The sequence below is a fragment of the Sorangiineae bacterium MSr11367 genome (assembly GCA_037157805.1).
In the GTDB taxonomy this organism is placed as follows: Bacteria; Myxococcota_A; Polyangia; order Polyangiales; family Polyangiaceae; genus Pendulispora; species Pendulispora rubella.
Genome location: CP089983.1, coordinates 5282412 through 5305581, shown reverse-complemented (window position 1 = coordinate 5305581; position 23170 = coordinate 5282412). Strand labels below are relative to the sequence as shown.

Below are 23170 nucleotides of genomic sequence, written 5' to 3'. Positions count from 1 at the left end.
CACAATATGAGGGGAGCCTCACGTTTTGGCAAGCCGCTTGGCGCGCTGAGCATTCGCAACGAAGGCGAGGCCCTGGGCATTGAGCTCCACATCGAGCGAAAGGTGCTTCTTTTCGGCCTCGCTGAAGGCGGGGGCCTCTTCGGCGATGGCGTCTTGCCAGGCGCGCGCGAGCCGGGCGGTCATCTGCTCCAGCGATTCATCCCCGCGCGAGGCTTCTTCGACCCAGGCCCCCGCGCGCTCCACGAAGCGAAGGAGCTGGGCCGCGATGGCGGACAGGTTCTCGAACGGGCCGAAATGCGTGGGGCAGACGTAGCGCTCCCCGAGCGAGAGAACGCGATCGATGCTGATTTTTGCCGCCGCCGCGTCGAAGTTCGTCGGGCTGGTGGAAGGGATGGCAAAGAGGCCGTGGGTCTGCAGGGCAGGGTAGATGACCCCGAACGTGTCGCCGCTGTAGACGGTCTCGAGCTTCGGATCGTCGACGATGAAGTGGTGATTCGCGTGGCCCGAGGTGTGAAGCACGGTCAACGTGGCGTCGCCGAGTTGCACGCTCTCCCCGTCCTCGAGGGCGCGCACCCGCTCCTTGGGGATGGGGGCGACCTCGCCATAAAGCTGGCGAAAGCGCTCCTTGCCATAGACCGCGGTGGCGCTCTGCACGAGCTTTTCCGGGTCGATGAGGTGCCGCGCGGCACGCGGGTGCGCGAGCAAGATGGCATTTGGACACACCGCAACCAGGGCACTGGCACCGGCCGCGTGATCGAGGTGGGCGTGCGTGACGATGATCCAACGCACATCCTCGGGCTTTTTTCCCTGGGCCCGCAGCGCGGCGAGCAGCTTTGGAAGCGCGTGGGCCGTGTGCGCTTCGATGAAAGCGCACTCGTCACCGGCGGTACGAAGGTAGCAGGCGGTGAACTGGGGGATGATGTCGCTGTCGACGGTGATGCGCTCGTGCTTCGTCATGGGGCGAGTTTAGGGCCTTCTCGAGGCCCTCGACATCGCCCTCTTACAACGTGAGCTTCGGACGGGTGGCGAGGGCGTTCTCGATGACGGCCAGCGCCTCGCGAAGTTCGTCGCCCTCGAGGGGAAGCCGGGGAGGCCGCACGCGCGAGGCTCCGCGTCCAACGCGCTCCTGCGTCAGTTTGATGAGCTGAACGAACTTGGGGAGCGTATCCATCCGCAAGAGCGGGGCGAACCAGCGATAAAGCTCCGAGGTTTCGCGCTCGCGGCGCTCCTGGGCATACCGATAGAGGGCGACCGACTCAGCAGGGAAGGCGTTGACGAGGCAGGCAATCCATCCGCTGGCACCGGCGCGAACGGCTTCGACGACGGTGTCCTCGACACACACGACGATCTCGAGCCGGGGGCCGAGCAAATCTCGGATGGCACCGATGCGCGAGGTATCGATCACCGGCTCCTTGAGCGCTTCCAGGTGCGGGAACTCCGCCGCGAGCTCCGCGATGTGCTCGGGCCGGAATTCGACCCGATGCGGCGGGCGGTGGTTGTACAACATGCACGGCAGATCTGTGGCGCCCATGACGGCGGATACGTGGGCGCGAATCTCGCGCCAGTCGTTCCCGTGATCGTAGGGTGGGGTCACCATCAGGCCGCGGCACCCTACGGCGCGCGCATGTTTCGCCATGGCGATGGCCTCGGGCGTTCCAAGTGCCGAGATTCTGGGCAGAACCGGTACACGTTCGCCGACAGCACCGACACAGGTCTCGAGGACCTGGCGCTTTTCGGCATGCGACAAGGTCGACGACTCCCCCAACGAACCCACGGGCACGATGCCCACGACGCCGTGATCCGCGAGCCAGCGGCAATGATCGGCGAGTGCACCATGATCGATGGTCAAATCCGCATTGAACGGTGTGGTGATGGCGGAGATGACGCCTTTCCACACGGCGCGTGCTGTCCTGCGTCTACCTCTAGAACTTGGGGCCGAGGAGGGGCCACGACCCGGTACGGAACTTGGGACGAGTTCGGAAGACTCCAGCTTCATGGGAAACAACCTCCCCGACTCTTTCGGTGAATCCAAAAGATTCCAATTGGATCTGTAATTCACTCAAGGTCTCGCGCTACGCGGTGCATCACGCCCAGAGCTTGGAGGTGATGCGAGACGTCGCGAGATGATGCCGGGTATCCCGCAAGGGCATCCGCAGAATAGGGGTGGAGCTCACATTGCACCACTGCAGATCCTCTCATCCGGAACAGCCTTGCGCTGTTTAGCATAGGTTGCACCTAGTCGATTAATTATTTCACGAATGTTTCGAGTTTGGAGTCGGAGTTTGTATTCAGGTGGATATCCAATTATGCCAGCGATAAGGATGTGCCCCTCGTTGACGCAATGCGCCCGAGCGCAGGTGTGCACCTCGCCGCAAGGCGCAACCGAAATCGGGAAAGTTCACCGATTGATGATTTGTTGCTCAGGCCAGCACGAACGTATGCTAAGCGAATAGGGTCGTTCCGGATGAGCGGGTTTGCAGCGGCGATGCGATGTGGGCTCGCGTCGAGAAGCTGCGGATACCCTTGCGGAACGATGGTTTCTCCTTTGCCTTCTTTGGCTTGCGCAAAGGCTTCGTGCCCGCCCTGAGCACGAGCGGCGCCTAAAAAAAAACGCTCTAGACAGAGCGAGCCGACTCGCGGAAGCGAGGAAGGAGCTGTGTGCCATGCGTAACGCGATCGTGGGGGCCTTACTGCTCGGGGCGTGCCTGCTGAATGCATCGTGTACTGCGGAAGGATCCGCGCCGACGAACGATGCACCCGCGGCACCGGAGACTGCACGGGGGCCGCTGCAAAGCGGCTACTTTCCAGTTGGACGAAATGGTGTCGTTCAGAAGGTGACCTACGCCGCCGTCGAGGGAGAGAAGGTTTTCGAGGGAGATATCATTCTGGATAATAGAGGCGGCGGAGAGTCCGCGGGCGGGTTGCAGGTCCAGGGGGTCGCGATCTCGGGGAGTTCGCGGCGGTGGGCAAATAAGGTGGTGCCGTACGCGGTCGATTCGGGCCTCTCCAACACCGCGCGCGTGACCGATGCCATTGCACATTGGCACAGCAAGACGGACCTCACGTTCGTGAAGCGAACGAGCTCCAATGCCAGCAAATATCCTGATTACGTGGTCTTTCGTTCGGGGAGCGGGTGTAGCTCCACGGTCGGTCGAAAAGGCGGTGTGCAGTACGTCAATCTCGCGAGCAGTTGCAGCACGGGCAACGCCATCCACGAGATTGGCCACGCCGTGGGCCTATGGCACGAACAATCGCGCGAAGACCGCGATAGCCACGTGACCATCCACTGGGACAACATCGAGGAGGGGATGGAGCACAATTTCGATAAGCACGTCTCCGACGGCGAAGATATCAACGGCTACGACTACGGCTCGATCATGCACTACGGCGAGACCGCGTTCTCGAAGAACGGCGAGCCCACGATCACGACGAAGAACGGCGCCGACGTCGGCCAGCGCTCGGGCCTGAGCTCCGGCGACGTCTCCGCGGTGGAGACCTTGTACCCGTAGCCTCGTTCTCGCATCCTGATTGAACCGCAAGACGCCAAGGACGCCAAGATAGGTTGGTTTATCCAACCCCCGAACCTTGGCGATCTTGGCGGTTCGCCTCTCTTGACGGCGACGCGTCTAACGCCAGACGGCGCGGCGGGGGATGCGGTGTTTGGCGTAGCGGGCGCGCTCTTCGTCGTCCGCGTCTTGCGGCAGATCGAACTTGTGCGGGGCGGCGCGGTACTCGGCGAGCTTTTGCGCGTCGGAGTGAGCTCGTTCGATCTGCAGCTTGTAGTCCCAGCGGTACATCATGATGAGGTAGCGACCGATCGCGGCGATCACGATGCCGACCGCCACGACGCCCAGCGCCACCCATTTCGAGGCGAACAAACCGAAGGGGGCGAGGACGATGGTCACCGGGACCATGTAATCGAAATAACGAAGGTTGCGCTCGAGCGTCTCGCGTCGGGTCTCGAGCTCTTTGATCCAAGCCGCATACTTCGCTTGTTCTTGGTTCATCTCACCCGGTATTTTTAGGTCCGCTCGGGCATTCTGGCAACGGGTGGCGGGCGCCCAAAAATCGCTTGAAAGTCCGCTCGCGGTGCAACGGTCACCGCAATGTCCAGGGCGTGCTCTCCGCCGCCGAGAAGGACGCCCCGGAGCGGGATGACGTCGTCGTAGTCGCGACCCCAGCCGAGCGTGACGTGTTCGAGCGACGGAAACACCGCGTTGGTCGGATCGGCATCGACCCAACCCACGTCGGGGCAGTACACGGAGACCCACGCATGGGAGGCGTCGGCGCCGACCATGCGCGGACGCCCCGCCGGCGGTCGCGTGAGAACATAGCCACTGACGTAGCGCGCGGCGAGGCCCATCGAGCGCAGGCACGAGAGCATCAAGTGCGCGAAATCTTGGCAGACGCCGCGGCGTAGGGCGAACACGTCCATGACGGGGGTGGAGACGGTCGTGGCCTTCGGGTCGAAGGTGAACTCGTCGTGGATGCGGTTCATCAGCGCCCGGACCCCCGCGAGAAGCGGGGTGCCGGGCGGGAAACAGGCGCTGGTCCATGCGGCGAGCTCGCGCTTGTTGCGCACCCGGCGCGATTCGAAGAGGAAGCGCGCCGCCTCCAGATCGGCAGGGTGCGGTCGCTGACGGGCACGGTAGGTGAGTCGGGTGCGGACCTCGTCCCAGGGCGGTGTGTCGTCGTCCTCCGGGTAGATGCGCTCGGTGATGCCCACCCAGGACTCGGCGACCACCGACAGCGCCCCGTGGTCGGCTTCGATGCAGAGCGACGTGGCGGGGTTGCCGAACGCGTCGTGGTCGATGGCGAGGATTTCCGGCTCGGGGGTGACCACCAGCGTGTGGGCCCGGCAGACTTGGTACGGGGTCTCGCGCGGGGCCAAATGGACGATCTGGCGCGAGAGGCCCACGGGCTGATCGTACCGGTAGTGCGTTTCGTGGACGACGACGTACTCGCGGATCACTGCGCCTCGATCCCCACCGGCACCGGGGTGCCCGCGTGGGTGAAAAAGCGGCGCTGCAACTCGTCGGACAGGCCGAAGGCGGCGCGCTCGATGCGAAGAAGGAGCGCGGCCAGCTCGGTGCACGAAGCTTCGAGCACCGCGCCGGCCTCCGCCTGGAAGCCCCCGAGCGGCGTATGGCGCAACGCCTCGCCCAGCGGCGCCAGGGCGTGGAGCCCCAGATCGCGCTCTTGGACGAGCAAAAGGTCGCGGATCTGGAAGGCCACCGCGTGCGGGTTGGTGTCGTCCAGAACGACGAGGTGCAGCACCGGCAAAAGCTCGGGCGTGCGGCGGTAGAGCGCGCGGAAGGTGACGATGCTGTTCGTCGCCTCGAGCAGCCATTCCAAGGCATCGCCGCGCTCGGCGGCGGGGGAGGCGACGACGTGGGCCACGATGCCCGCCACGTGGGCGAGTCGCTCGAGGCGGCGCCCCAAGACGAGGAACTGCCAGCTTTCGTCGCGGGTCATGTCGTCGAGCGCGAAGCCGGCCAGCGACACGCAGGTCATCATGACGTCGTCGAGCGACTCCAAGGCGTAGCCGAGGGAGGCATCGGGGCCGGGCAGCCGCTGCTGCAGCCGGTGAAAGAGGTGCCAGTTGTCCGTGGACATGCGCTCGCGCACATGGTTCGCACAAGCATGCAGGCGCAGCACGTTGGCCGCGAGGCCGCCTTGCACCTGCGGATCGACCACGGCGGCGATGAAGTCGCGGGCATCGACTTCATCCCGTTTGGGGAAAATTTTGAGCTGATCGCTCACCGACGCGAGCGATCGAAGCGCGGGCTCGGACTCGGGATCGGCATCTGCGAGGCGCACGAGGGCCGCGCGGAGCAGGCGCGCGATGCTCTCGCAGCGCTCGGTGTAGCGCCCCATCCAGTACAGATTTTCGCCGACCCGCGAGGGGATGAACGCCACGCTGCGCACGACGTCGTCGGGGCCGAGCCTCGGGCGCCGGAGCGAGACGCGCGTGACCGGCCGATCGGCGAGCATCCACGTGTCCTTGCTCGAGCCGCCCCACTGCATGGAGACGACGTCCCCATCGTATTGGGCGACGCGGGTGAGGGCCCCCGGCATGACGGTGTACCCGTTCGCCGTGGCCACCGCGAAGACGCGCAACGTTGCCGAGCGCGCGAGCAGGCGCCGGCTTTTCGACGCCGAGCCCTCCTCACGGCCCCACGTGGGGGCATGCGACAGGCGCACCCATTCCTGGGCCACGTACGCGTGGGGCTGCGCCTGCAGCCGCTCGATGAGCCGTGCGCGGGCGGGCTTGTCGAGCTTGTGGCCGAACACGGCCTCCATGCGGATCGACGGGTACGATGGCTTGATGACCAGCTCGTCGAGGTGCTCCACGACGTACTCCAGCGCCGGCGCCTCGCCGCACCACCACGTGGCAATGGACGGCATGGCGAGCTTCTCGCCAAAGAGCCGCTCGCTCACCGCGGGGTAGAAGCCGGCCAAGGCGCCCGTCTCGAGCACGCCGCTTCCCAGCGCATTCGCGATGACCACGGTGCCTGCGCGGATGGCGTGCAGGAGCCCGGGAATGCCCAATGCCGAATCGGCGCGCAGTTCGACGGGATCGCAGTAGTCGCCATCGAGGCGGCGCAAGATGGCGTGGACGCGGCGCAGGCCGCGCAGCGTCTTCAGGTAGACCGAGTCGCCGCGCACGATGAGATCTTGCCCCTCGACCAGGGGAAAGCCGAGGTAGCGCGCCAGGAACGAGTGCTCGAAGTACGTCTCGTTGTACGGGCCCGGGGTGAGGAGCACCGCGAGCGGAGCCTCGCCGCCACGGGTGGGCGAGAGGCGGTACAGCGAGTCTTGGAGCGCGCTGAAAAACGGCGCCAGGGGCTCGACGTGCAGCTCGCGGAACGCGTCCGGGAAGGCGCGCGACAAGGTCATGCGGTTCTGCAGCGCGTAGCCCGCGCCCGAGGGCCCGCCGGTGCGGTCCGCGAGCACCCACCAGTGGCCATCGGACGAGCGCGCCAGATCCGCCGCGTAGACGTGCAGCCCCGTGGCGGAGGTCACGCCGTGCAGCGGCCAGAGAAAACTGCGCTGTCCGAAGACGAGGGCCGGCGGGATGAGCCCCTCCGCGAGCAAGGTCTGCGGCCCGTAGAGATCCGCGAGCACCGCATTGAGAAGGCGCGCGCGCTGCGCCACCGCGGAGGCGATGGCGCGCCATTCGTTCGCAGGCAAGATGAGCGGGAGCAGGTCGAGCTCCCATGGACGGCTCGCGCCCTTGGGATCCGCGTAGACGTTGTACGTCACGCCGTCGGAGGCGATGGCATCGTTGACGAAGCGACGGCGCCGCTGCATCGTCTCCTTCGGCAGCGTGTCGAGGTGCGCGAGGAACGCGCGCCAATGCGCCCGCGGGACGCCGGAGTCGTCCAGCATTTCGTCGTAGCGGTGCTCGGCCATCGCCTATGATTTACGCAGATCCAGCGTGAACGGGAAGTCTGGGCTGGCAACGGCAGGTCGCACTTCCATGCGGCCGGGGGTGTGCCCGAGGCGGAAGAAGCGCGCGCGACGGCGCCCCTCGGCTTCGAGCGCGTTGATGGGCCGGATGTCGTGGGAGCGCCCTCCCGGGTGGCTCACGTGGTACTCGCACCCGCCGAGGCTGCGCTTCGTCCAGGTGTCGACCAAGTCGAACACCAGCGGTGCGTGCACACCGATGTGCGGATGCAGGCAGCGCGGCGGTTGCCATGCGCGGTAGCGCACACCGGACACGAATTCACCGTTGGTGCCCGTCGGGTGGAGTGGCAGCGCCTGGCCATTGCACGTCACGACGTAGCGCTCGGGCGCCATGCCCCGGGCGATGACCTGCAGCCGCTCGAGCGACGAGTCGACGTAGCGCGCAGTGCCGCTCGCCGTCGCATCCTCGCCCATGACGTGCCACGGCTCGAGCGCGCCGCGGAGCTCCAGCTCGACGGCGCGGGTGGCGAAGTCGCCGTACTTGGGAAAGCGGAACTCGAAGTGCGGTGCGAACCACGCGGTCTCCAGCGGATGGCCGCCGCCGCGCAGTTCGGTGATCACGTCCTCGAAGTCCTGCCAGACGAAGAACGGGAGCATGAAGCGATCGTGCAGCTCGGTGCCCCAACGCGCGAGCCGCTCCGGCGCGTACGGCGTCTTCCAGAAGCGCGCCACCAGGGTGCGCAAGAGAAGCTGCTGCGTGAGGCTCATGCGCGCGTGGGGCGGCATCTCGAAGGCGCGCAGTTCGAGCAAGCCATGGCGGCCGGTCACGCCGTCCGGGGAGAACAGCTTGTCGATGCAAAACTCCGCGCGGTGCGTGTTGCCCGTGACGTCCGTGAGCAGGTCGCGGAAGAGGCGATCGACCAGCCAGGGCGGAACGTCGCCCGCCTCCGAGTAGCCGCGCAGCTTGCGCGAGACCTCGCGGAAGGCGACCTCGATCTCGAAGATGGAGTCGTTGCGGGCCTCGTCGATGCGCGGTGCCTGCGACGTCGGCCCGATGAACATGCCGGAAAAGAGGAACGACAGCGACGGGTGCTGATGAAAATACGCGAGCAGGCTGCGCAGAAGGTCCGGCCGGCGCAGAAACGGCGAATCGTTCACCGTCGCGCCGCCGAGCACCACGTGGTTGCCGCCGCCGGTTCCCACGTGGCGGCCATCGAGCATGAACTTTTCCGCCGACAGACGCGATTGGCGGGCGGCCTCGTAAAGGTGCGTCGTGTGATCGACGAGCTCGTCCCAGTTGGTGGCGGGGTGGATGTTCACCTCGATGACCCCGGGATCCGGCGTGACGCTCAACTGCGCGAGGCGCGCATCGCGCGGCGGCGGGTAGCCTTCGACGAGGATCGGCACCTGGAGCGACTCGGCCGTGGCCTCGATGGCGGCCACCAGGGCGACGTAGTCGTCCAAGGTTCGCGCCGGCGGCATGAAGAGGTACAGCACCCCATTGCGCGGCTCCGCGCACAAGGCGGTGAACGGCGGGTAGCCGTGCTTGATGCCCGTCCCCTCGGGAACGGGCGCGTCCGGCCGCTGAAAGCGCAGCTCCGCACGCGCAGGAAGCCGGGTGACCGGCTGCGCAGGATCCGGCGGCGAGATCACCTCCCGATCCCCTGGCGCGATCCAGGTCCGCGCATCGAGCGGCAACCGGAGGCCCATGGGCGAGTCGCCCGGCACGAGGTAGCAGCGCTTCGCGCGGAACTCCCACGGCCCCGTTTGCCACCCCGACCCATCGCGCTCGATGGGAAGCGCGTAGCCGACGACCTTGTCGAGCCCCACGGAGAAGATGCGCCGCAGGCGCTCGCGCTCCAGCGGATCGTCCAGCTTCGAATCGAAGGGGTCGACGTTGATGGGCAGCTGCCGCTCGCGCCACAGGTAATAGTAGACGTCCTCGAACGCCGGGAACGCGCACCCCGGATCGACACCGAGGCGCGTGGCCACCTCGTGCAAGAAGCGCCCGGCCAGCGCGTCGTCCGCGCCGCTCGGTGCCTGTTCGTCGGCCACGAGTGCGCGCTCCTTCCAGAGCGGCTCGCCGTCGCGGCGCCAGAACAAGTTGAGCGCCCAGCGTGGAAGCGGCTCACCCGGGTACCATTTGCCCTGGCCGAAATGCACGAGGCCCTGCGGCGCGTACTGGTCGCGCAGCCGGTGGTACAAATCGGCCGCGAGGCGCTTCTTGTTCGGCCCCATGGCCGCGGTGTTCCATTCGTCGCCGTCGAGGTCCTCGGACGACACGAACGTGGGCTCTCCGCCCATGGTGAGGCGCACGTCGCCCTGCGCGAGCTCTGCATCCACCGCGTGGCCCAACTCCACGATGGATCTCCATTGTTCGTCGGTGTACGGCTTTTGAACGCGCGGCGTCTCGACGATGCGCGTGACCTTCATCTCGTGCTCGAACGTGGCCTCGCACTTCTCGAGCACACCGCTCACCGGCGCCGCGAGCTGTGGCTCCGCGGTGCACGCGAGCGGCAGATGCCCTTCACCGGCGAGAAGCCCCGACGTGGGGTCGAGCCCGATCCATCCCGCGCCGGGCAAGTACACCTCGCACCACGCGTGCAGATCGACGAAGTCTTGGCTCGGTCCCTCGGGCCCCTCGAGCGGTTTGACGTCGGCCGTGAGCTGCACCAGGTAGCCCGACGTGAAGCGCGCGGCGAGGCCGAGGCGCCGCAGGATTTGCACGAGCAGCCAGCCCGTATCGCGGCACGAGCCCGAGGCCTTCTCCAGCGTCTCCTCGGGCGTCTGCAGCCCCGGCTCGAGCCGGATGTTGTACGCGATCTGCGTGCACAGCCGCTGGTTCAACTCGACCAGGAAGTCGTTGGTCGAACGCGCTTCGCGCGAAACGCTGTCCACGAAGGCCTCGAGCCGCGGCGAACCCGGGCCCACGCGCAAATAGGGCGCGAGCTCGTCGCGCAGCACCGGATCGTATTCGAAGGGCCACTTCTCGGCGGCCGGTTCGAGGAAGAAATCGAACGGGTTCATCGCGGCCATCTCGGCCACGAGGTCGACCTCGATGGTGAACTCGCCCGTGCGCTCCGGAAAGACCAGGCGCGCGACGTAGTTCGACTGCGGATCCTGCTGCCAATTGACGAAGTGCGGATCGGGCAGGACCTTGAGCGAGTAGCTCAGGATGCGTGAGCGACAATGCGGCGCCGGTCGAAGGCGGACGCTTTGGGGGCCCAGCGTTATGGGACGATCGTAGCGATAGCTCGTGCGATGATGGAGGGCGACGTGGATGGACATCGGCTGAGGTCAATCTACGCGCAAAGCCGAGCGATCGATGAAAGTTTTCCACTGCGATCATTGCGACCAGCTTCTCTTTTTCGAGAATGTTAACTGCGTGCGCTGCGGACGCGCGCTCGCCTACGTGCCCGAGGTGGGCCTGACCTCGCTGGATCCAGCGGGCCGACATCGCTGGACGTCGCCGGTGGCGCCTGGAACCATGTTTCGGCTGTGCGCGAATTACTCGCAGCACAATGTATGCAACTGGGCCATTCCCGTTCCGAAGCGCGGCAGTAAAGGGGAGGCCACTAACGCTCTCTGCCGTGCGTGCCTGCTCACACGGACGATCCCCAACCTCTCGCAAGAAGGAAACATCCGCCTCTGGTACAAGCTGGAGGTGGCCAAGCGGCGCTTGGTCTACACGCTCGATCAACTCGGGCTGCCGTACCAGAGCAAGCACGAGGATCCCAAGGCGGGCCTCGCGTTCGAGTTCCTGGAGGACGTGCCGAACGGGCCCGACGGGCAGGGGGCCTGCGTGCTCACGGGCCACCACGATGGAGTCATCACGATCAACGTCGCCGAGGCCAACGATGCGGAGCGCGTGAAGCGGCGCACGGAGCTTGGGGAGCCGTACCGCACCTTGCTCGGTCACTTCCGGCACGAGGTCGGGCACTATTACTGGGATCGGTTGATCCGCGACGATCCTCCGCGGCTCGAAGCCTTTCGCGCGCGCTTCGGCGACGAGCGCGCGGACTACCAGGCCGCGCTGAAGCGCCACTACGAGCAGGGCCCCGCGAAGAACTGGCAGGATCGCTACGTGAGCGCGTACGCGACCATGCATCCCTGGGAAGACTGGGCCGAGACGTGGGCGCACTACCTGCACATGAGCGACACCTTGGAGACGGCGGCGGCGTGCGGCATCGCACTCGTGCCCTCACGGCGCGACGAGCCCACGGTGAAAAAGGTGCCCGATCCCATCGCCGAGGACGTCTCGTTCGAGCGCATGATCACGAGTTGGAGCGCGGTGACCTATGCGCTCAACAACTTGAACCGCGGCATGGGCCACGACGACACGTACCCGTTCGTGCTCTCGACGGAGGCGGTGGCCAAGCTGCACTTCGTGCACCAAACCGTGGGCGCGGCCACCTGAATCACGGCTTGCGCGCGCAGCGGAAGCCGATCTCGGGTGTGGCAAAAATCGTCGGCTCCGCCCTTGCGACGTTGAAAACCACTTCACGAAGGGTCGAGCGCAACGCATCGCGAAGCTCGCTGGACCAGCTTCCCCCGCGCAGCATGTCCAGATCGGAAAGCTCGGGGAACTCGGGAATGGGCTTCGTGTTCGCGGCGGTGCACAACGGATCGCTGAGAAACCCTGCGTCGGGCACCTGCCAGCACGGGTCCGTTTTGACGCTGACGACATCGAGCACGTACTCCTGAACGTTGCCCGCGAGATCGGAAACGGGCCCCGTGGCGACTTGGAGCACATCGAGCTTTCGCGCGTCGGCGCGGCTCCACGCCACGGGTCCGGTTGGGGGCGTCGTCTCGGGGCACGTGAACGTGTTCGGCCGCACGCCCCATACGGCATCGCCACATTTGGCCGGGGCGCGGCCCCAGACGAAGGGATAGGCCTTCATACCACCGCTCACGTATTCGAGTTGCGCCTCGGTGGGCAGGGTCTTTCCCTGCGATTGACAGTATTCGAGCGCGGCACTTCGGATGATGCAATTGATGGGAAGGTCGGGATCCTTTCGGCCATACGTGCAAAAATTCGTTTCTTCCGCCGTGTCCTTGTCGTTCCACGCGACCAAGATCTTCGTGGGATCCTTCTTCGCTCGGGCGATCCACTCGGCGATGGCGCCGATGGTGACCTCGTGTTGGTCGAGAAAGAAAGGAGAGAGTGAGACCAGTCGCTGCGGGAGGCTCAAGAGCCCGTCGTCGCCCCGACTCGATCCCATGAAGTACGCACCGCCCGCGATGCACGCCTCGTCCTTGTGAGGGCGCCCGACGCATGGGGTGCGGAGCGCCGGCGGCCACGTGCCCACGTGCCCGCGATCGAGGGAACCGAGTGGGGCCGCAATGGGATCGGTCAAGGTTCCATTGGGCCGGCCGACGCGGGCGGTCTCGAGGAAGACGTTCGCCGACACGGAGCCTTCACCCGGCATGCGCGGGAGCTTCGCCACCACGTCGATCGTGGTGCGATCGGAGAAGACGCCGTCCACTTGATCCGAGGGGCGATAGAGGCGCACCCTCACGCGGTCCAGGTTGCCGCGCACGGTGACCGAGGCTCCGTAGGTGAAGAGGTCCTCGGTGGCATCGAATTCGCGGGTGCAGCACGGCTCTTGGTCCGTCGGAGAGAAGAACTCGACGCGAAGCTTCTCGAAGAGCGCGGGGGCGCGCAGCTCCGGTTGCGGGGTCCTCGATTTGGGAAGCAGCGGCGCGTCCGTGTCGATGTAAAAGACGATGTGTCCCTCCTGTGGGCTGTCGGAGCAGGCCACGGCCGCGACCACCATCGCCGCCGCGACGAGGCGCGCGCCCATCATGGCCCCACCACGCCCCAACCCAGGCTGCCGCCGCCGACCGGCTCGCGGTTGTCGGGTCTCACGATGGCGTACGTGCCCACGACGGCGCCGGTTACCAGGATGGCCGCGCCGGTCCAGAACCACCATCGGCTGAAGATCGAAGGGCTGCTCTCGACCAGGCTGGCCCGAAGGTCCGTTTGCTCGCCGGCACGCAGGTTCACGCGCGCCTCGTAAGGCTCGAAACCGGGGTACTTGACCACCACTTTGTAACTGCCCGCGGGGCGAAGGACGTCCACCGGCGCAGGCCCCACGTCGGTGCCGTCGACCCGAACGATGGCGCGGGGTTGGGTCGACGAAATGTGGATCTGGGCCGGAAGCTGGGTCAACTCGATGCGTTGCGCGACCGCATTGCCCGGCGGGAAGCTGCGGCGGAGCACCACATCTTCGAACCCGGGGCGCGCGAAGGTGAGCACGTGCATGCCGGGATCGAGCAGCACCACGAACGGGCCGCGCGGGCTGGGATCGCCCACACCCGGTGGGCGGATCCCCGCCACGTACTCGGCTCCCTTCGGGATCGCCTCCAGGGGCCGGCCGTCCACCGTGACGCGCGATCCCTCCGGCGTCACCACGAGGGAGAGACGCACCAGGAGCCGATCGAGTTCACCGAGGTAGCCTTTGGCATCGGATGCGAGCACGGGGGGCAAGGCCTTGCCGCCGGCCGCCGCATTCTCGTCCAGGGCCCTCGCAAAGGTGCGAAAGGCGCGCGTGTAGCGCCCCATTGCGCGCTCGCACGCGGCCACGTTGTACGTGGTGACGGCGTGCGGCCGCAGCTCGTAGGCCCGCTCGAACGCGGCCAACGCCTCGGCCCATTGCGACTTTTGAACGAGCGTGGCGCCTTGCATGAAGGCCGCATCGGCCTCGGTTTCTGGGCCCTTCGATTGCGCGAAGGCCAGCGAGGAAGACTGCACGAGAAGAAAAGCAACGACGGCGAGGGGACGCATCCAAGTTTCCAAAAGCTATGGTCGGTAAGGAGATTCTCCATACACCCCACCGGGCAGGCGTGGGTTGGACCCGTTCGGCGCGGCGCCACTCGAGGGCGGCGCGGCGGGGGCCCGCCGGGGCGGCGACGCGTGCGCACGCGGGCTCGAAGCCGCTTTCGCGGTGGTTGCCGTCGTTGCGGGCGCCGCCGCATCAGCGGGGTCGGGCAGCGTGGCGGGCGATGCGGTCAGCGCCGAGGGCTCGACGATGGACGATGCGACGGGCGCCACCTTCGGCGGTGGTGCGGGTGCGGCGGCCGGCGCAGGTTCCGCGCCCGGCTGCGCCGGCAGCAAGAGAAACGCACCCGCCATGGCCGTCGCGGCGAGCAGCACCCCGAGCGCCCAAAGAGCCTGCGACGTGCGCGTCCGGCGGGCGGGCGTCAGGTGGGTCGGCGCCGTGGACTCCACGCCGGAAATCGTCGAGAGCACCCGGATCAGGCCCGAGAGATCTTTGGGCCGCTGCTCCTTCTCACGGGCCAGCATGCGATCCACCAGCGACGTCAGATCGGCCGGCAGATCGCGGCGCGCGCTGGCGAGCGGCGTGACCGCGCCCATGGTGATGGCTTTGAGGATCTGGCCCACGTTCTCGCCGTCGAAGGGGCGCCGCCCGGTGAGGCATTGATGGAGAATCACGCCGAGGGACCAAATGTCGGCGCGGTGATCCATCTCTTTGTCGCCGAACACCTGCTCCGGCGCCATGTAATAAGGAGTGCCCAGCAGATCGCCCGTGGTGGTGAGCCCCGCGGTCTTGGCCGCATCGCCCGACACGGCGGTGAGCTTGGCGATGCCGAAGTCGAGCACCTTCACCTCGTGGGGGGACTCGCGGCAGAGGAAGATGTTCTCCGGCTTCAAGTCACGGTGCACGACCCCGTGCCGGTGCGCGGTCTCCACGGCATCGGCCACCTGGGTCATGATGCGCGCGAGATCGCCCAGCGGGATCGTCCCTTCGCGGGCGAGCCGGCTGCTCAAGGGCTCGCCGACGAGCCAGTCCATCACCATGACGGGCGGGTCGTCTCCCTCGTGCAGAATGTCGTAGATCGTCACCACGTTGGGATGCTTGAGCGCTCCCACGATGCGCGCCTCGCGCAGGAACCGCCGCGCGTGTTCGGCCCCTTTGCGTTTGAGAAATTTGAGCGCCACCGGCCTGCGCGTCACCGTGTGGTGCGCACCCCAGACCGCGCCCATTCCGCCTTCGCCGAGCACGGCCTCCAATTCGTAGCGCCCATAAACGACCGCGCCGGGCGCGAGCAACGTCGCGCCACTCGAAGCACTCGCAGGAGACGGGGACCGACCGCGGATCAAGGGTAGGTATGTTAGCTTGAGGTAAGAACGGCGTCGATTTCCCCAAGCGAGGGTCGCTTGGTTCGTTCGACCGATAGCATGCGCGCAACCAAGCTCGTCACCGGCGGGGGCAGATGCGGAGCGACATCGGCGAGCTGAAGGATCGTGCCGCTCGAGAAAGCCCGGATGGCGTGGCCCAAGGTGCGTCCCTCGATGGGACGCCGCCCCGAGAGGCATTCGAAGGCCAGAACGCCGAGGGACCACACGTCGGCCCGAACGTCGATGTCCTTTTCGCCGAAGACCTGTTCGGGTGCCATGTAGGTGGGCGTACCCAAGATGTGACCGCTGCGGGTCAACTCGGCGGTGGCGGCGCATCCGCCTTCGATGGCGGTGAGCTTGGCAAGGCCGAAGTCGAGCACCTTCACGGTGTCGCCGGTGAGAAAGACGTTCTCGGGTTTCAAGTCGCGGTGGATGACACCGCGCGCATGCGCCGCCGCGAGGGCCGCCACGATGGGCCGAAGAAGGGCGGCGGTCTGGTTCCACGGAATCGTGCCCATGCGGCGCATCGGCCCGCGCAGGGGTTCACCGTGGAGCAGGTCCATGACGATGACCGGCGGCAGGCCTGTGGGCTCGAACGCCTCGTGCACGTGCACGATGTTCGGGTGGCGAAGCGCCGCGGTGACCCGCGCCTCACGAAGGAAGCGCTTGGCCCGGGCGGACTCGCTCGTCCGGAGGAATTTGAGCGCGAAGTCGCCGCCATGCGTCACGTGGGTCGCGGCCCAAACGATCCCGAGGCCGCCCTGACCGAGGAACCGTTCGAGCCGGTACGGTCCGACGATGGCGCCTCCCCAGAGCGCCCGAACGTCGGTCGCTTCTTCCACCGTGGCCGGCCCCGCAAGGGGCGCCGTCGACACCATGCTGCCTTCTTCCGCAAGGCACCGGGCCAACTCGGCCACCAGGTGGCGGCAGTCCGTGCACACATCCAGGTGGGCGTGCAAGGCCTTTTGACGGCTGGTCTCGGCCGCGCCCTCCTCGAACAGAGCCATCAGATCGTTGTCGTCGAGGCATTCGGACGAAGCCATCGGAGCCACATAGCGTACTACACTGAGACGCATGGTCCCCGTCTCCGGTGTCTCGTCCCTCGCGGCGTCGCTTCTTGCGCATGCGGAAGGCGGGCTCGGCGACGAACTCCGCAAGGTCGAGGACCTGGAGGGGGTCCTCGTCGACCTGGTGGCCAAGGCACGCAGGGCCTGGCCGGATCTCGAGGTGACCGAAGAGGCGTTCCTGCGGCACATCGCGGCCGTGCTGGAAACGGCCGACGCCTTGCCCCTGCTGTTCGCGGCCGATCTGTACTTGGCGCTCGGGTGTGCCCAAGGACATCCCCGGGCGCTCGCGCATTTCGATCGCACCTTTTTGAAGCCTGCCTCGGTGCACGTGCGCAGCGCGAAAATGAGCCACGTGGACCCGGCCGACGTGGAGCAGCTGCTGCGCGAGAAGCTTTTCGTGGCCGACGCGGCGAACCACCGGCCGGCCAAAATATCGACGTATGGCGGGCGCGGTCCGCTCGCGGCCTGGGTGCGCGTGGCCGCCACACGGGTGGCCCTCAGTCTGCAGCGAAGTGCGACGACCAAGGCCCACGACGCTGACATGGAGGCGCTCTACACCTTCGCGGCGGCGGACAATCCCGAGCTGGATCACGTGCGGGCGACCTACACCGACGCGTTTCGCATCGCCTTCCTCGATGCGCTGGCCGATCTCACGTCGGAGGAGCGCAACGTCCTGCGTCTCTCCATCGTGGACCGCCTGCCGGCCGAGGCCATCGCGCGCATCTTCAGCGTCCACCGCGCCACGGTGACGCGGCGGATCGCGTGTGCGCGCGATGCGCTCTTCGACGGCATGCGCCGCCGGCTGGCCGAGCGTTTGCAGCTGAATCAAGCCGAATTCGAGAGCGTGATGGGTGTGCTCCTGAGCGAGTTCGACGTCAGCGTGCAGCGGGTGCTCGCCGAGATGAAGAGCACCGTGTAGCGGCTACTCGGAATAGGGCCGCGTCGCGTGGTCGATGCTCGCGACGAGATCGTCCAGCTTGGCGTTGCCCGCGACGGCGGCCGGCCCGGTGCCTTTTTGCGCTTCGATGGCGGTGCGCGCGGCGAGAAGCTTCAGATGGGCGTCTTCCGTCTGCAGCTTCTTCAGCACGACGACGGCCGCCCGGCGCACGGGGATGGCGTGTGCTCCGACCAACGCGTCGAACGCGTCCTGCGCGACCTTCCGTGCAAGCGGCTCGTCCTGCGGCGGCGGCGGCACCTTGGGGTCGGCGTACAGCGCGCGGAACGTGGCGGTCAGCGCGGCGTCGATCCGTTCCGGCGCCGCCCCGGCGGTCACCCCGGGTCGCAAGGCCGCGAGCAGGAATTCCCACGCTTGAAGCTTCTGGGCCCGACGCCGCGTGCGCGCCACCGCATCTTGCGGGAGCTCGGCTTGGAGCCAGCTGCGCACGGCCCCGAAGTTCGCTCCCCACGCATTGGCCTTTCCCGTGAGGAAGGTCGTCAACTCCGCCTGGTAGCCTGGGCCTTTGTCCTTGGCCAGCGGATCGTCCGTGGTGTCGAAGGGCGCGCACTCCGGATCGAGGATGGCCTGCTCGTCGGTACAGAACGGCTGTGCGGGGAGGGCCGCCTTGGCGTGCAGGCCATACAGAAAGGCCAGTGCGTCTCGATCGTAGGCGCCGGGGCTCGTCATGCGAACGCTGTCGTTCACGGTCAGGTAGTCCATCACCGACGACGACGGCTCCACCAGAGAACCTTTGAAGTTGTGCCGCAAGCCGAGGGTGTGCCCAATCTCGTGCAAGATGACGTAGGTGATTCGTGCCTCGACTTGCTCCTTCTTCGACATGTCCGCCGGGGCGTCCACCGGCATGGAGCAGAGGCCTTGGGCGTCGAAGGTGCCCCATTGGGTGATCGCCGTGTTCGAGGCCGGGCGAGGTGGGCTCGCGGACGGGAGAAAGGCCGAGCTGAAATAGACACTCGCCCCACGAACCTCGCCCGTATTCGGATTGGTGCGCCAATTGGCAAAGGCGTATCCGGCGCGCGGATCGGTGTCGAAGTAGACGACGTTCGTGTCGTCGTCGTCCACGAATTCCCCCTCCTTGGCCACCTCGGCGGTCAGCGCCTCGAAGCCAAAGGCCTCATTCCAATTGGTAATACCTCGCCGGACGGCGCCAACGATGTCGTAGTGCGGATACGCCTGCTGCACCTTCGCGAACTCACTCGAAAGGACCCACCGAATGGGCTTCATCCCCGCCCGGATGGCCCAATGGGCGACGCGCATGCGCGTCGAACCGGTATCGCGCTCGAGGTGTGTGTCTCCGCTGAAATAATGGGGCACGTCGGGAGGGACCATGCCGATGAACGAAGGCGTCTCCGCATAGCGCCGGAACGAGAGCCCCAGGGTTCCCGAGGCGCGCAGGGCATCGCGGTCGAGCGCCGCATCGAGGGGGTTGGGCTTTCTTCCGCCGTCGGTCCGGAGGTCTTCCCGCGGAACGGGTGACGTGCTCGAGCCGGTGAAAATCTCTTCGAAGGTCGCGCCGTCCTGCAGCGATCGGAAATTCTGCGAAAAGGCCAATTCGACCTTGAACGGGGTGATCGCAGGCTTGTTCATCACGACGCTTCCGGCCTCAGTCACGCCAAAGCGATGCATGCCCGCGGCAGGGTCGATCACGACGTAGCCCGGGGGAACCGTGACAACTTCTGGGGATACGACCGGATAGGCCTCGACCATCAGCGCCGGATCGAAGGTATCGGAATTCGCATAGTTGTCCGATGCATCGAAGACGTACACCTTCCCATTGCGTTCGCGGAAGGTCACCACGCGCGTGCCCAAGCTGCGGGCCGCACCGTTGACCACCGCACCGGGGAAGTATTGCTTCAGAAACGCGCTGAGAAACCACTTCTCGTGCAGCGCCTTCTCGCTGATCGCGAGGTAAAATGTCGTCGCGCTGTCGGCCCCCGGCACGCTGCGGAGTGAAAGCGCTGCGGAGGAAAGGCCGGGGGCCTTCACCTCGTTGGCGCGCGTGATCGCCAAGAAGGGAGGGGCTTGCGCAGGCGCGTTGTTTCCCGACCCCGAATCCGAGCAGGCCGCAAGGGGTGCGGCCAAAGACAAGACGAAAAAACTGACCGTCTTGAAACTGCGACTCATGAACTGCTCTCCTCGGAGAGAAGACGCCGCTTCGAATCATCTGGTGCACCGAATCGAAAGAAATCGAAAGAGTCAGCGCCCGCCGGCCACCTGACCGAGCGGAAGTGCACGCGCCTCTTTCACCGTGCGCAGCACGAAGCTCGAGTTCGCATCGGCCACGCCGGCGTCGTTGAGCAGCTTGTCGAGCAGGAAGCGCGAGAAGTGCTCCAGATCGGTCACGCAGACGTGGAGCAGGTAATCCATGTCGCCGGTGAGGGCGTAACAGGCCACGACCTCGTCCCACGTGTTCACCCGCGCGACGAAGCGCTCGATGATCGCCGTGCCATGCTTCTCCAGCTGCACGCGGACGATGGCTTGCAGCCCCAGACCGATGGCGCGGGGATCGAGTTGGGCCCGGTAGCCGGTGATGACGCCCTCGCTCTCGAGGCGTTGAAGGCGCCGCAGGCACGGGGAGGCGGAGATGCTCACCCGCTCGGCAAGCTCCGCATTGGTGATGCGCCCTTCGCGCTGGAGCACTTCGAGAATGCGAACATCGGTGCTGTCGAGTCGGCTAGAGGTCATTTTATGCCCCGCAGATGGTTGAATGAGCAATAATATTGCTCATGGTTGGAATTAGCGGGCAATAAAGCAAGGAAATTGCGAGGGGTAGGCACTAAGTTCTCCTCATCGTGAACACCACCACGCCGTCAGCTTCTCCCCGCCGCGTCGAGTACCGCCAAACGGACAACGGGTTCGTCCCCAACTATGCGACCGAGGTCGTCGAGCAGCCGTGGTCGTCGTATACGCGGACGGACAACGAGGTGTGGGCCACCCTCTTTCGCCGCCAGCACGAGCTGCTGCCGGGCCGGGCGTGCCGCGAATTCGTGGAGAACATGGGTCGGTTCGGCATGGGGGCGGATCGCATTCCGCGCTTCGACGAACTGAACAAGGTGCTTCACCGCGCTACCGGCTGGGAGCTCATCGCCGTCGAAGGCCTCTTGCCGGAGGTCACCTTCTTCGAGCACCTCTCCATGCGGCGGTTCCCCGTCACCTGGTGGATCCGCAAGCCCGAGCAGCTCGATTACATCGCCGAGCCGGACCTTTTCCACGACTTGTTCGGGCACGTCCCGCTGCTGCTGAACCCCGTGTTCGCCGACTACGTGGCGGCCTATGGCGCGGGCGGCGTGAAGGCCGCGCGCATCGGGAAAGAGGCGCTGCTCAACCTCGCGCGTCTCTACTGGTTCACCGTGGAGTTCGGCCTTTTGCGCACCGACGAGGGGCTGCGCATTTACGGTGCGGGCATCGTGAGCTCCAAGTCCGAATCGATCTACAGCTTGGAATCGGCGTCGCCGAACCGCATCGCCTTCGACTTGGAGCGCGTGATGCGGACCAAGTACCGCATCGATAGCTTCCAGAAGACGTACTTCGTCATCGACAGCTTCGAGTCGCTCTTCGAGGCCACCTTGCCCGATCTCGCGCCGACCTATGCCCGGCTGCGCGGCGTGCCCGCGTTCGGCGCCGGCGATGTGCTCTCGAGCGACCGCGTCCTCCACCGCGGCTCGCGCGAGGGCTGGCCCAACGACGCGGACTTCTAAACGCGGGCCTCGAGAAAGCGGGTGACCGTGGAGCAGAGCTCCCCGTAAGCCGGTGATTCGAGCGGCGCGTGGCCGCCGTTCGAGAGGACGACCAGCTCCTTGGCCGTCGGGACCTGCTCGTACACGGGGAGGCTCATCTCCACCGGGGTCCACGTGTCGGCGCCGGGATGCACGAGAAGGAGCGGGCAGGGGAGCTCGAAGTCGTCCCGCTCGGGCGTGTACGTGGTGATCGTGCGAAAGCAACGCGCCTGGGCCCAGCGCTTGCCGAGCAGAGGATCGCTCAGCAAGGCGCGGGCAAGTTGCACGTCCGGGGTCAGCCGCTCGACGGGGACGATCAACGACAGCGGGAACGACACGGCGTCGGTGAGGCTCGGAAGGAATCGGAACGCCGCCAGCGAGAGGTACCCCATCCACGGAGCCCGCGTGGCGCGAACGAAGGTCCGCGGGTCACGGAGATCGATCAGCGTGGTCGCGGCCACACCCGAAACCTTGCGCGCGCGCTGGGCAGCCCAGAGGCAGGTCATCCCGCCGACGCTCAGCCCGAAGAGAAATACGGGGCCATGTTGCGCGGCTTCATCGGCGAGGCCCGCCACGAGGGCGACCCATTCGTCGTATTCGGCGCGCGCGCCCGGACGCATGCGGGTAAGCCCGTACCCCGGAAGATCGGGCACGCGCACCGCGAAGCCGGCCTCGCGCAGGGGCGCCGCGAAGGGCGCGAGAAGGCGTCCGTACCCGCCCGCACCGTGGACGAGGATCACGGTGGCACGAGGCGCGCCTCGGGGGCGCCAATCGTCCATGTGCACCTCGTGACCGCGCCAGGGAAGCCATGTCTCGGTGGGCTTCTCCGTGAAGGCGATGCCAAAGGCGTAGGTCACGTGCTGCCGGTACGTGTTCGTGGCGGGAAAGTCATCGTAGGTGGGGCGGGTCGGTACGAGCGAAGGCATACGAGCAATATTGAGCTTTGACTCGGATTCCTCTACTCGGGTTCCAGCATGCCCCGAACGACGCCCAAACGCCCCGCGCGCCCCGCCCGAAGAAAGCCGATTCAAGAGCGCTCGCAGGAGACGGTGCGCGCGATCGTCGACGCCGCCGCTCGGATTTTGCCGCGCCGCGGCTACGCCCACACAACGACGAACGAGATCGCCGCCCGCGCCGGCGTCTCCATTGGCTCGCTGTACGAGTACTTTCGCGACAAGGACGCCATCGTGCGCGCGCTGATCGATCGGCACTTCGCCGAGGCGGAAGCGATGTTCGAGGAACGCGTCGCCTCCGTGGCGCCGAGGGTCACCACCATGCCGCTCGAGGACGTGCTCCGCGTGCTGGTGCAGGCGTTTCTCGACTTCCACGCGGACAATCCGCGGTTGCACACGGTGCTCTCCCTGGAGGTTCCGCTCTCTCGGGCGCTGGTCCGCCGCGTCGAGCAATTCGAGCTGCGCATCGTCGAGGTCCTCGAGTTCGTCCTTGGCGGGCACCCGGAGTCGCAGGTGCGTTCGCCCCGCCTGAGCGCCCAGCTCTGCGTCCAACTCGTGGATGCCCTGGCGCATCGATGGGTCACCGACAAAGCGGGGGAGCCGGTTGGGGCGCAGGAGCTCGCCGACGAGATGACCAAGCTTCTCTCGGCCTACGTAAGGGCTCCCAGTTGACGGGAAGGCCAGGACGCCCCTAGGGTAGCAGGCGTGTTGGTGCCTTTGGCCTCGTTGGCCACGGGCTGAAAAGGGAACCCGGCGAACATCCGGGGCTGCCCCGCAGCGGTAATCGAGATCGACATCCACGCAGCGCACTGGGCGCCAGTCCTCTGGCCCTGGGAAGTGGTGGACGTAGGAAGGCCGGCAAACGCCGGAAATGCTCGTAAGCCCGAAGACCTGCCAGCACTCGGCGCCGGGAGAAATCCGTCGCC

The 23170-nt window shown here is 66.5% G+C and carries 18 protein-coding genes and 1 riboswitch; of the genes, 5 read left to right on the top strand and 13 right to left on the bottom strand.

Going from position 1 to position 23170, the window contains the following annotated elements:
• Nucleotides 1–18 precede the first annotated feature (18 nt).
• Entirely contained in the window at nucleotides 19–957 is a 939-nt protein-coding gene (locus tag LVJ94_20580; protein WXB09614.1) for an MBL fold metallo-hydrolase, read from the bottom strand.
• 43 nt (nucleotides 958–1000) lie between these two features.
• On the bottom strand, nucleotides 1001–1897 hold the full coding sequence (locus LVJ94_20575; protein ID WXB09613.1) for a dihydrodipicolinate synthase family protein: 897 nt from the start codon (nucleotides 1895–1897) through the stop codon (nucleotides 1001–1003).
• A 766-nt stretch (nucleotides 1898–2663) separates the two neighbouring features.
• Between LVJ94_20575 and LVJ94_20570 the strand changes: the two genes are divergently transcribed.
• Entirely contained in the window at nucleotides 2664–3509 is an 846-nt protein-coding gene (locus LVJ94_20570) for a M12 family metallopeptidase (protein ID WXB09612.1), read from the top strand.
• 117 nt (nucleotides 3510–3626) lie between these two features.
• Here the strand turns inward: LVJ94_20570 and LVJ94_20565 are convergent, their stop codons facing one another.
• From LVJ94_20565 to LVJ94_20550, 4 genes are read right to left on the bottom strand one after another with little or no spacing between them, the layout of a single operon-like run.
• Entirely contained in the window at nucleotides 3627–4007 is a 381-nt protein-coding gene (locus LVJ94_20565; GenBank protein ID WXB09611.1) for a hypothetical protein, read from the bottom strand.
• A gap of 14 nt (nucleotides 4008–4021) precedes the next feature.
• Nucleotides 4022–4972, bottom strand: coding sequence for a transglutaminase family protein (locus tag LVJ94_20560; protein ID WXB09610.1), 951 nt, complete (start codon nucleotides 4970–4972; stop codon nucleotides 4022–4024).
• The gene (locus LVJ94_20555; protein ID WXB09609.1) at nucleotides 4969–7416 is read right to left on the bottom strand and encodes a circularly permuted type 2 ATP-grasp protein; all 2448 of its coding nucleotides are present in this window, start codon (nucleotides 7414–7416) and stop codon (nucleotides 4969–4971) included. Before LVJ94_20555 ends, LVJ94_20560 begins: the two co-directional genes overlap by 4 nt.
• A 3-nt stretch (nucleotides 7417–7419) precedes the next feature.
• Nucleotides 7420–10698 (bottom strand): transglutaminase family protein, encoded by a 3279-nt coding sequence (locus LVJ94_20550; protein ID WXB09608.1) that lies wholly within the window; start codon nucleotides 10696–10698, stop codon nucleotides 7420–7422.
• A 37-nt stretch (nucleotides 10699–10735) separates the two neighbouring features.
• Between LVJ94_20550 and LVJ94_20545 the strand changes: the two genes are divergently transcribed.
• Nucleotides 10736–11827: a putative zinc-binding peptidase gene (locus LVJ94_20545; protein WXB09607.1), complete on the top strand. Its 1092-nt coding sequence runs from the start codon at nucleotides 10736–10738 to the stop codon at nucleotides 11825–11827.
• A gap of 1 nt (nucleotide 11828) precedes the next feature.
• Here LVJ94_20545 and LVJ94_20540 read toward each other — a convergent pair whose 3' ends face one another.
• The 4 genes from LVJ94_20540 to LVJ94_20525 are packed head-to-tail and all read right to left on the bottom strand — an operon-like array spanning nucleotide 11829 to nucleotide 16596.
• Nucleotides 11829–13217: a formylglycine-generating enzyme family protein gene (locus tag LVJ94_20540; GenBank protein ID WXB09606.1), complete on the bottom strand. Its 1389-nt coding sequence runs from the start codon at nucleotides 13215–13217 to the stop codon at nucleotides 11829–11831.
• Entirely contained in the window at nucleotides 13214–14197 is a 984-nt protein-coding gene (locus LVJ94_20535; GenBank protein ID WXB09605.1) for a PEGA domain-containing protein, read from the bottom strand. Before LVJ94_20535 ends, LVJ94_20540 begins: the two co-directional genes overlap by 4 nt.
• Nucleotides 14198–14212: 15 nt before the next feature.
• Nucleotides 14213–15535: a serine/threonine protein kinase gene (locus LVJ94_20530; protein ID WXB09604.1), complete on the bottom strand. Its 1323-nt coding sequence runs from the start codon at nucleotides 15533–15535 to the stop codon at nucleotides 14213–14215.
• Nucleotides 15536–15546: 11 nt separating this feature from the next.
• Complete coding sequence (locus tag LVJ94_20525) at nucleotides 15547–16596, bottom strand: serine/threonine protein kinase (GenBank protein WXB09603.1); 1050 nt, start codon at nucleotides 16594–16596, stop codon at nucleotides 15547–15549.
• 31 nt (nucleotides 16597–16627) lie between these two features.
• Between LVJ94_20525 and LVJ94_20520 the strand changes: the two genes are divergently transcribed.
• A complete protein-coding gene (locus tag LVJ94_20520; protein WXB09602.1) occupies nucleotides 16628–17539 on the top strand; it encodes a transcriptional regulator in 912 nt (303 codons plus the stop codon).
• 3 nt (nucleotides 17540–17542) lie between these two features.
• Here the strand turns inward: LVJ94_20520 and LVJ94_20515 are convergent, their stop codons facing one another.
• Together LVJ94_20515 and LVJ94_20510 are read right to left on the bottom strand one after the other, a co-directional pair.
• Nucleotides 17543–19699, bottom strand: coding sequence for a zinc-dependent metalloprotease (locus tag LVJ94_20515; protein WXB09601.1), 2157 nt, complete (start codon nucleotides 19697–19699; stop codon nucleotides 17543–17545).
• Between the two features lie 72 nt (nucleotides 19700–19771).
• A complete protein-coding gene (locus LVJ94_20510) occupies nucleotides 19772–20260 on the bottom strand; it encodes an Lrp/AsnC family transcriptional regulator (GenBank protein ID WXB09600.1) in 489 nt (162 codons plus the stop codon).
• A gap of 107 nt (nucleotides 20261–20367) precedes the next feature.
• On the opposite strand from LVJ94_20510, the gene phhA reads away from it, so the two are divergent.
• Nucleotides 20368–21273 (top strand): phenylalanine 4-monooxygenase, encoded by a 906-nt coding sequence (gene phhA / locus LVJ94_20505; GenBank protein WXB09599.1) that lies wholly within the window; start codon nucleotides 20368–20370, stop codon nucleotides 21271–21273.
• Here the strand turns inward: phhA and LVJ94_20500 are convergent.
• Nucleotides 21270–22217 (bottom strand): alpha/beta hydrolase, encoded by a 948-nt coding sequence (locus LVJ94_20500; protein WXB09598.1) that lies wholly within the window; start codon nucleotides 22215–22217, stop codon nucleotides 21270–21272. The genes phhA and LVJ94_20500 overlap by 4 nt on opposite strands.
• Nucleotides 22218–22265: 48 nt before the next feature.
• Here LVJ94_20500 and LVJ94_20495 point away from each other — a divergent pair, with 48 nt between their 5' ends.
• Nucleotides 22266–22916, top strand: coding sequence for a TetR/AcrR family transcriptional regulator (locus LVJ94_20495; protein ID WXB09597.1), 651 nt, complete (start codon nucleotides 22266–22268; stop codon nucleotides 22914–22916).
• A 20-nt stretch (nucleotides 22917–22936) separates the two neighbouring features.
• Nucleotides 22937–23158, top strand: a riboswitch (cobalamin riboswitch).
• The last annotated feature ends 12 nt before the right edge of the window (nucleotides 23159–23170 follow it).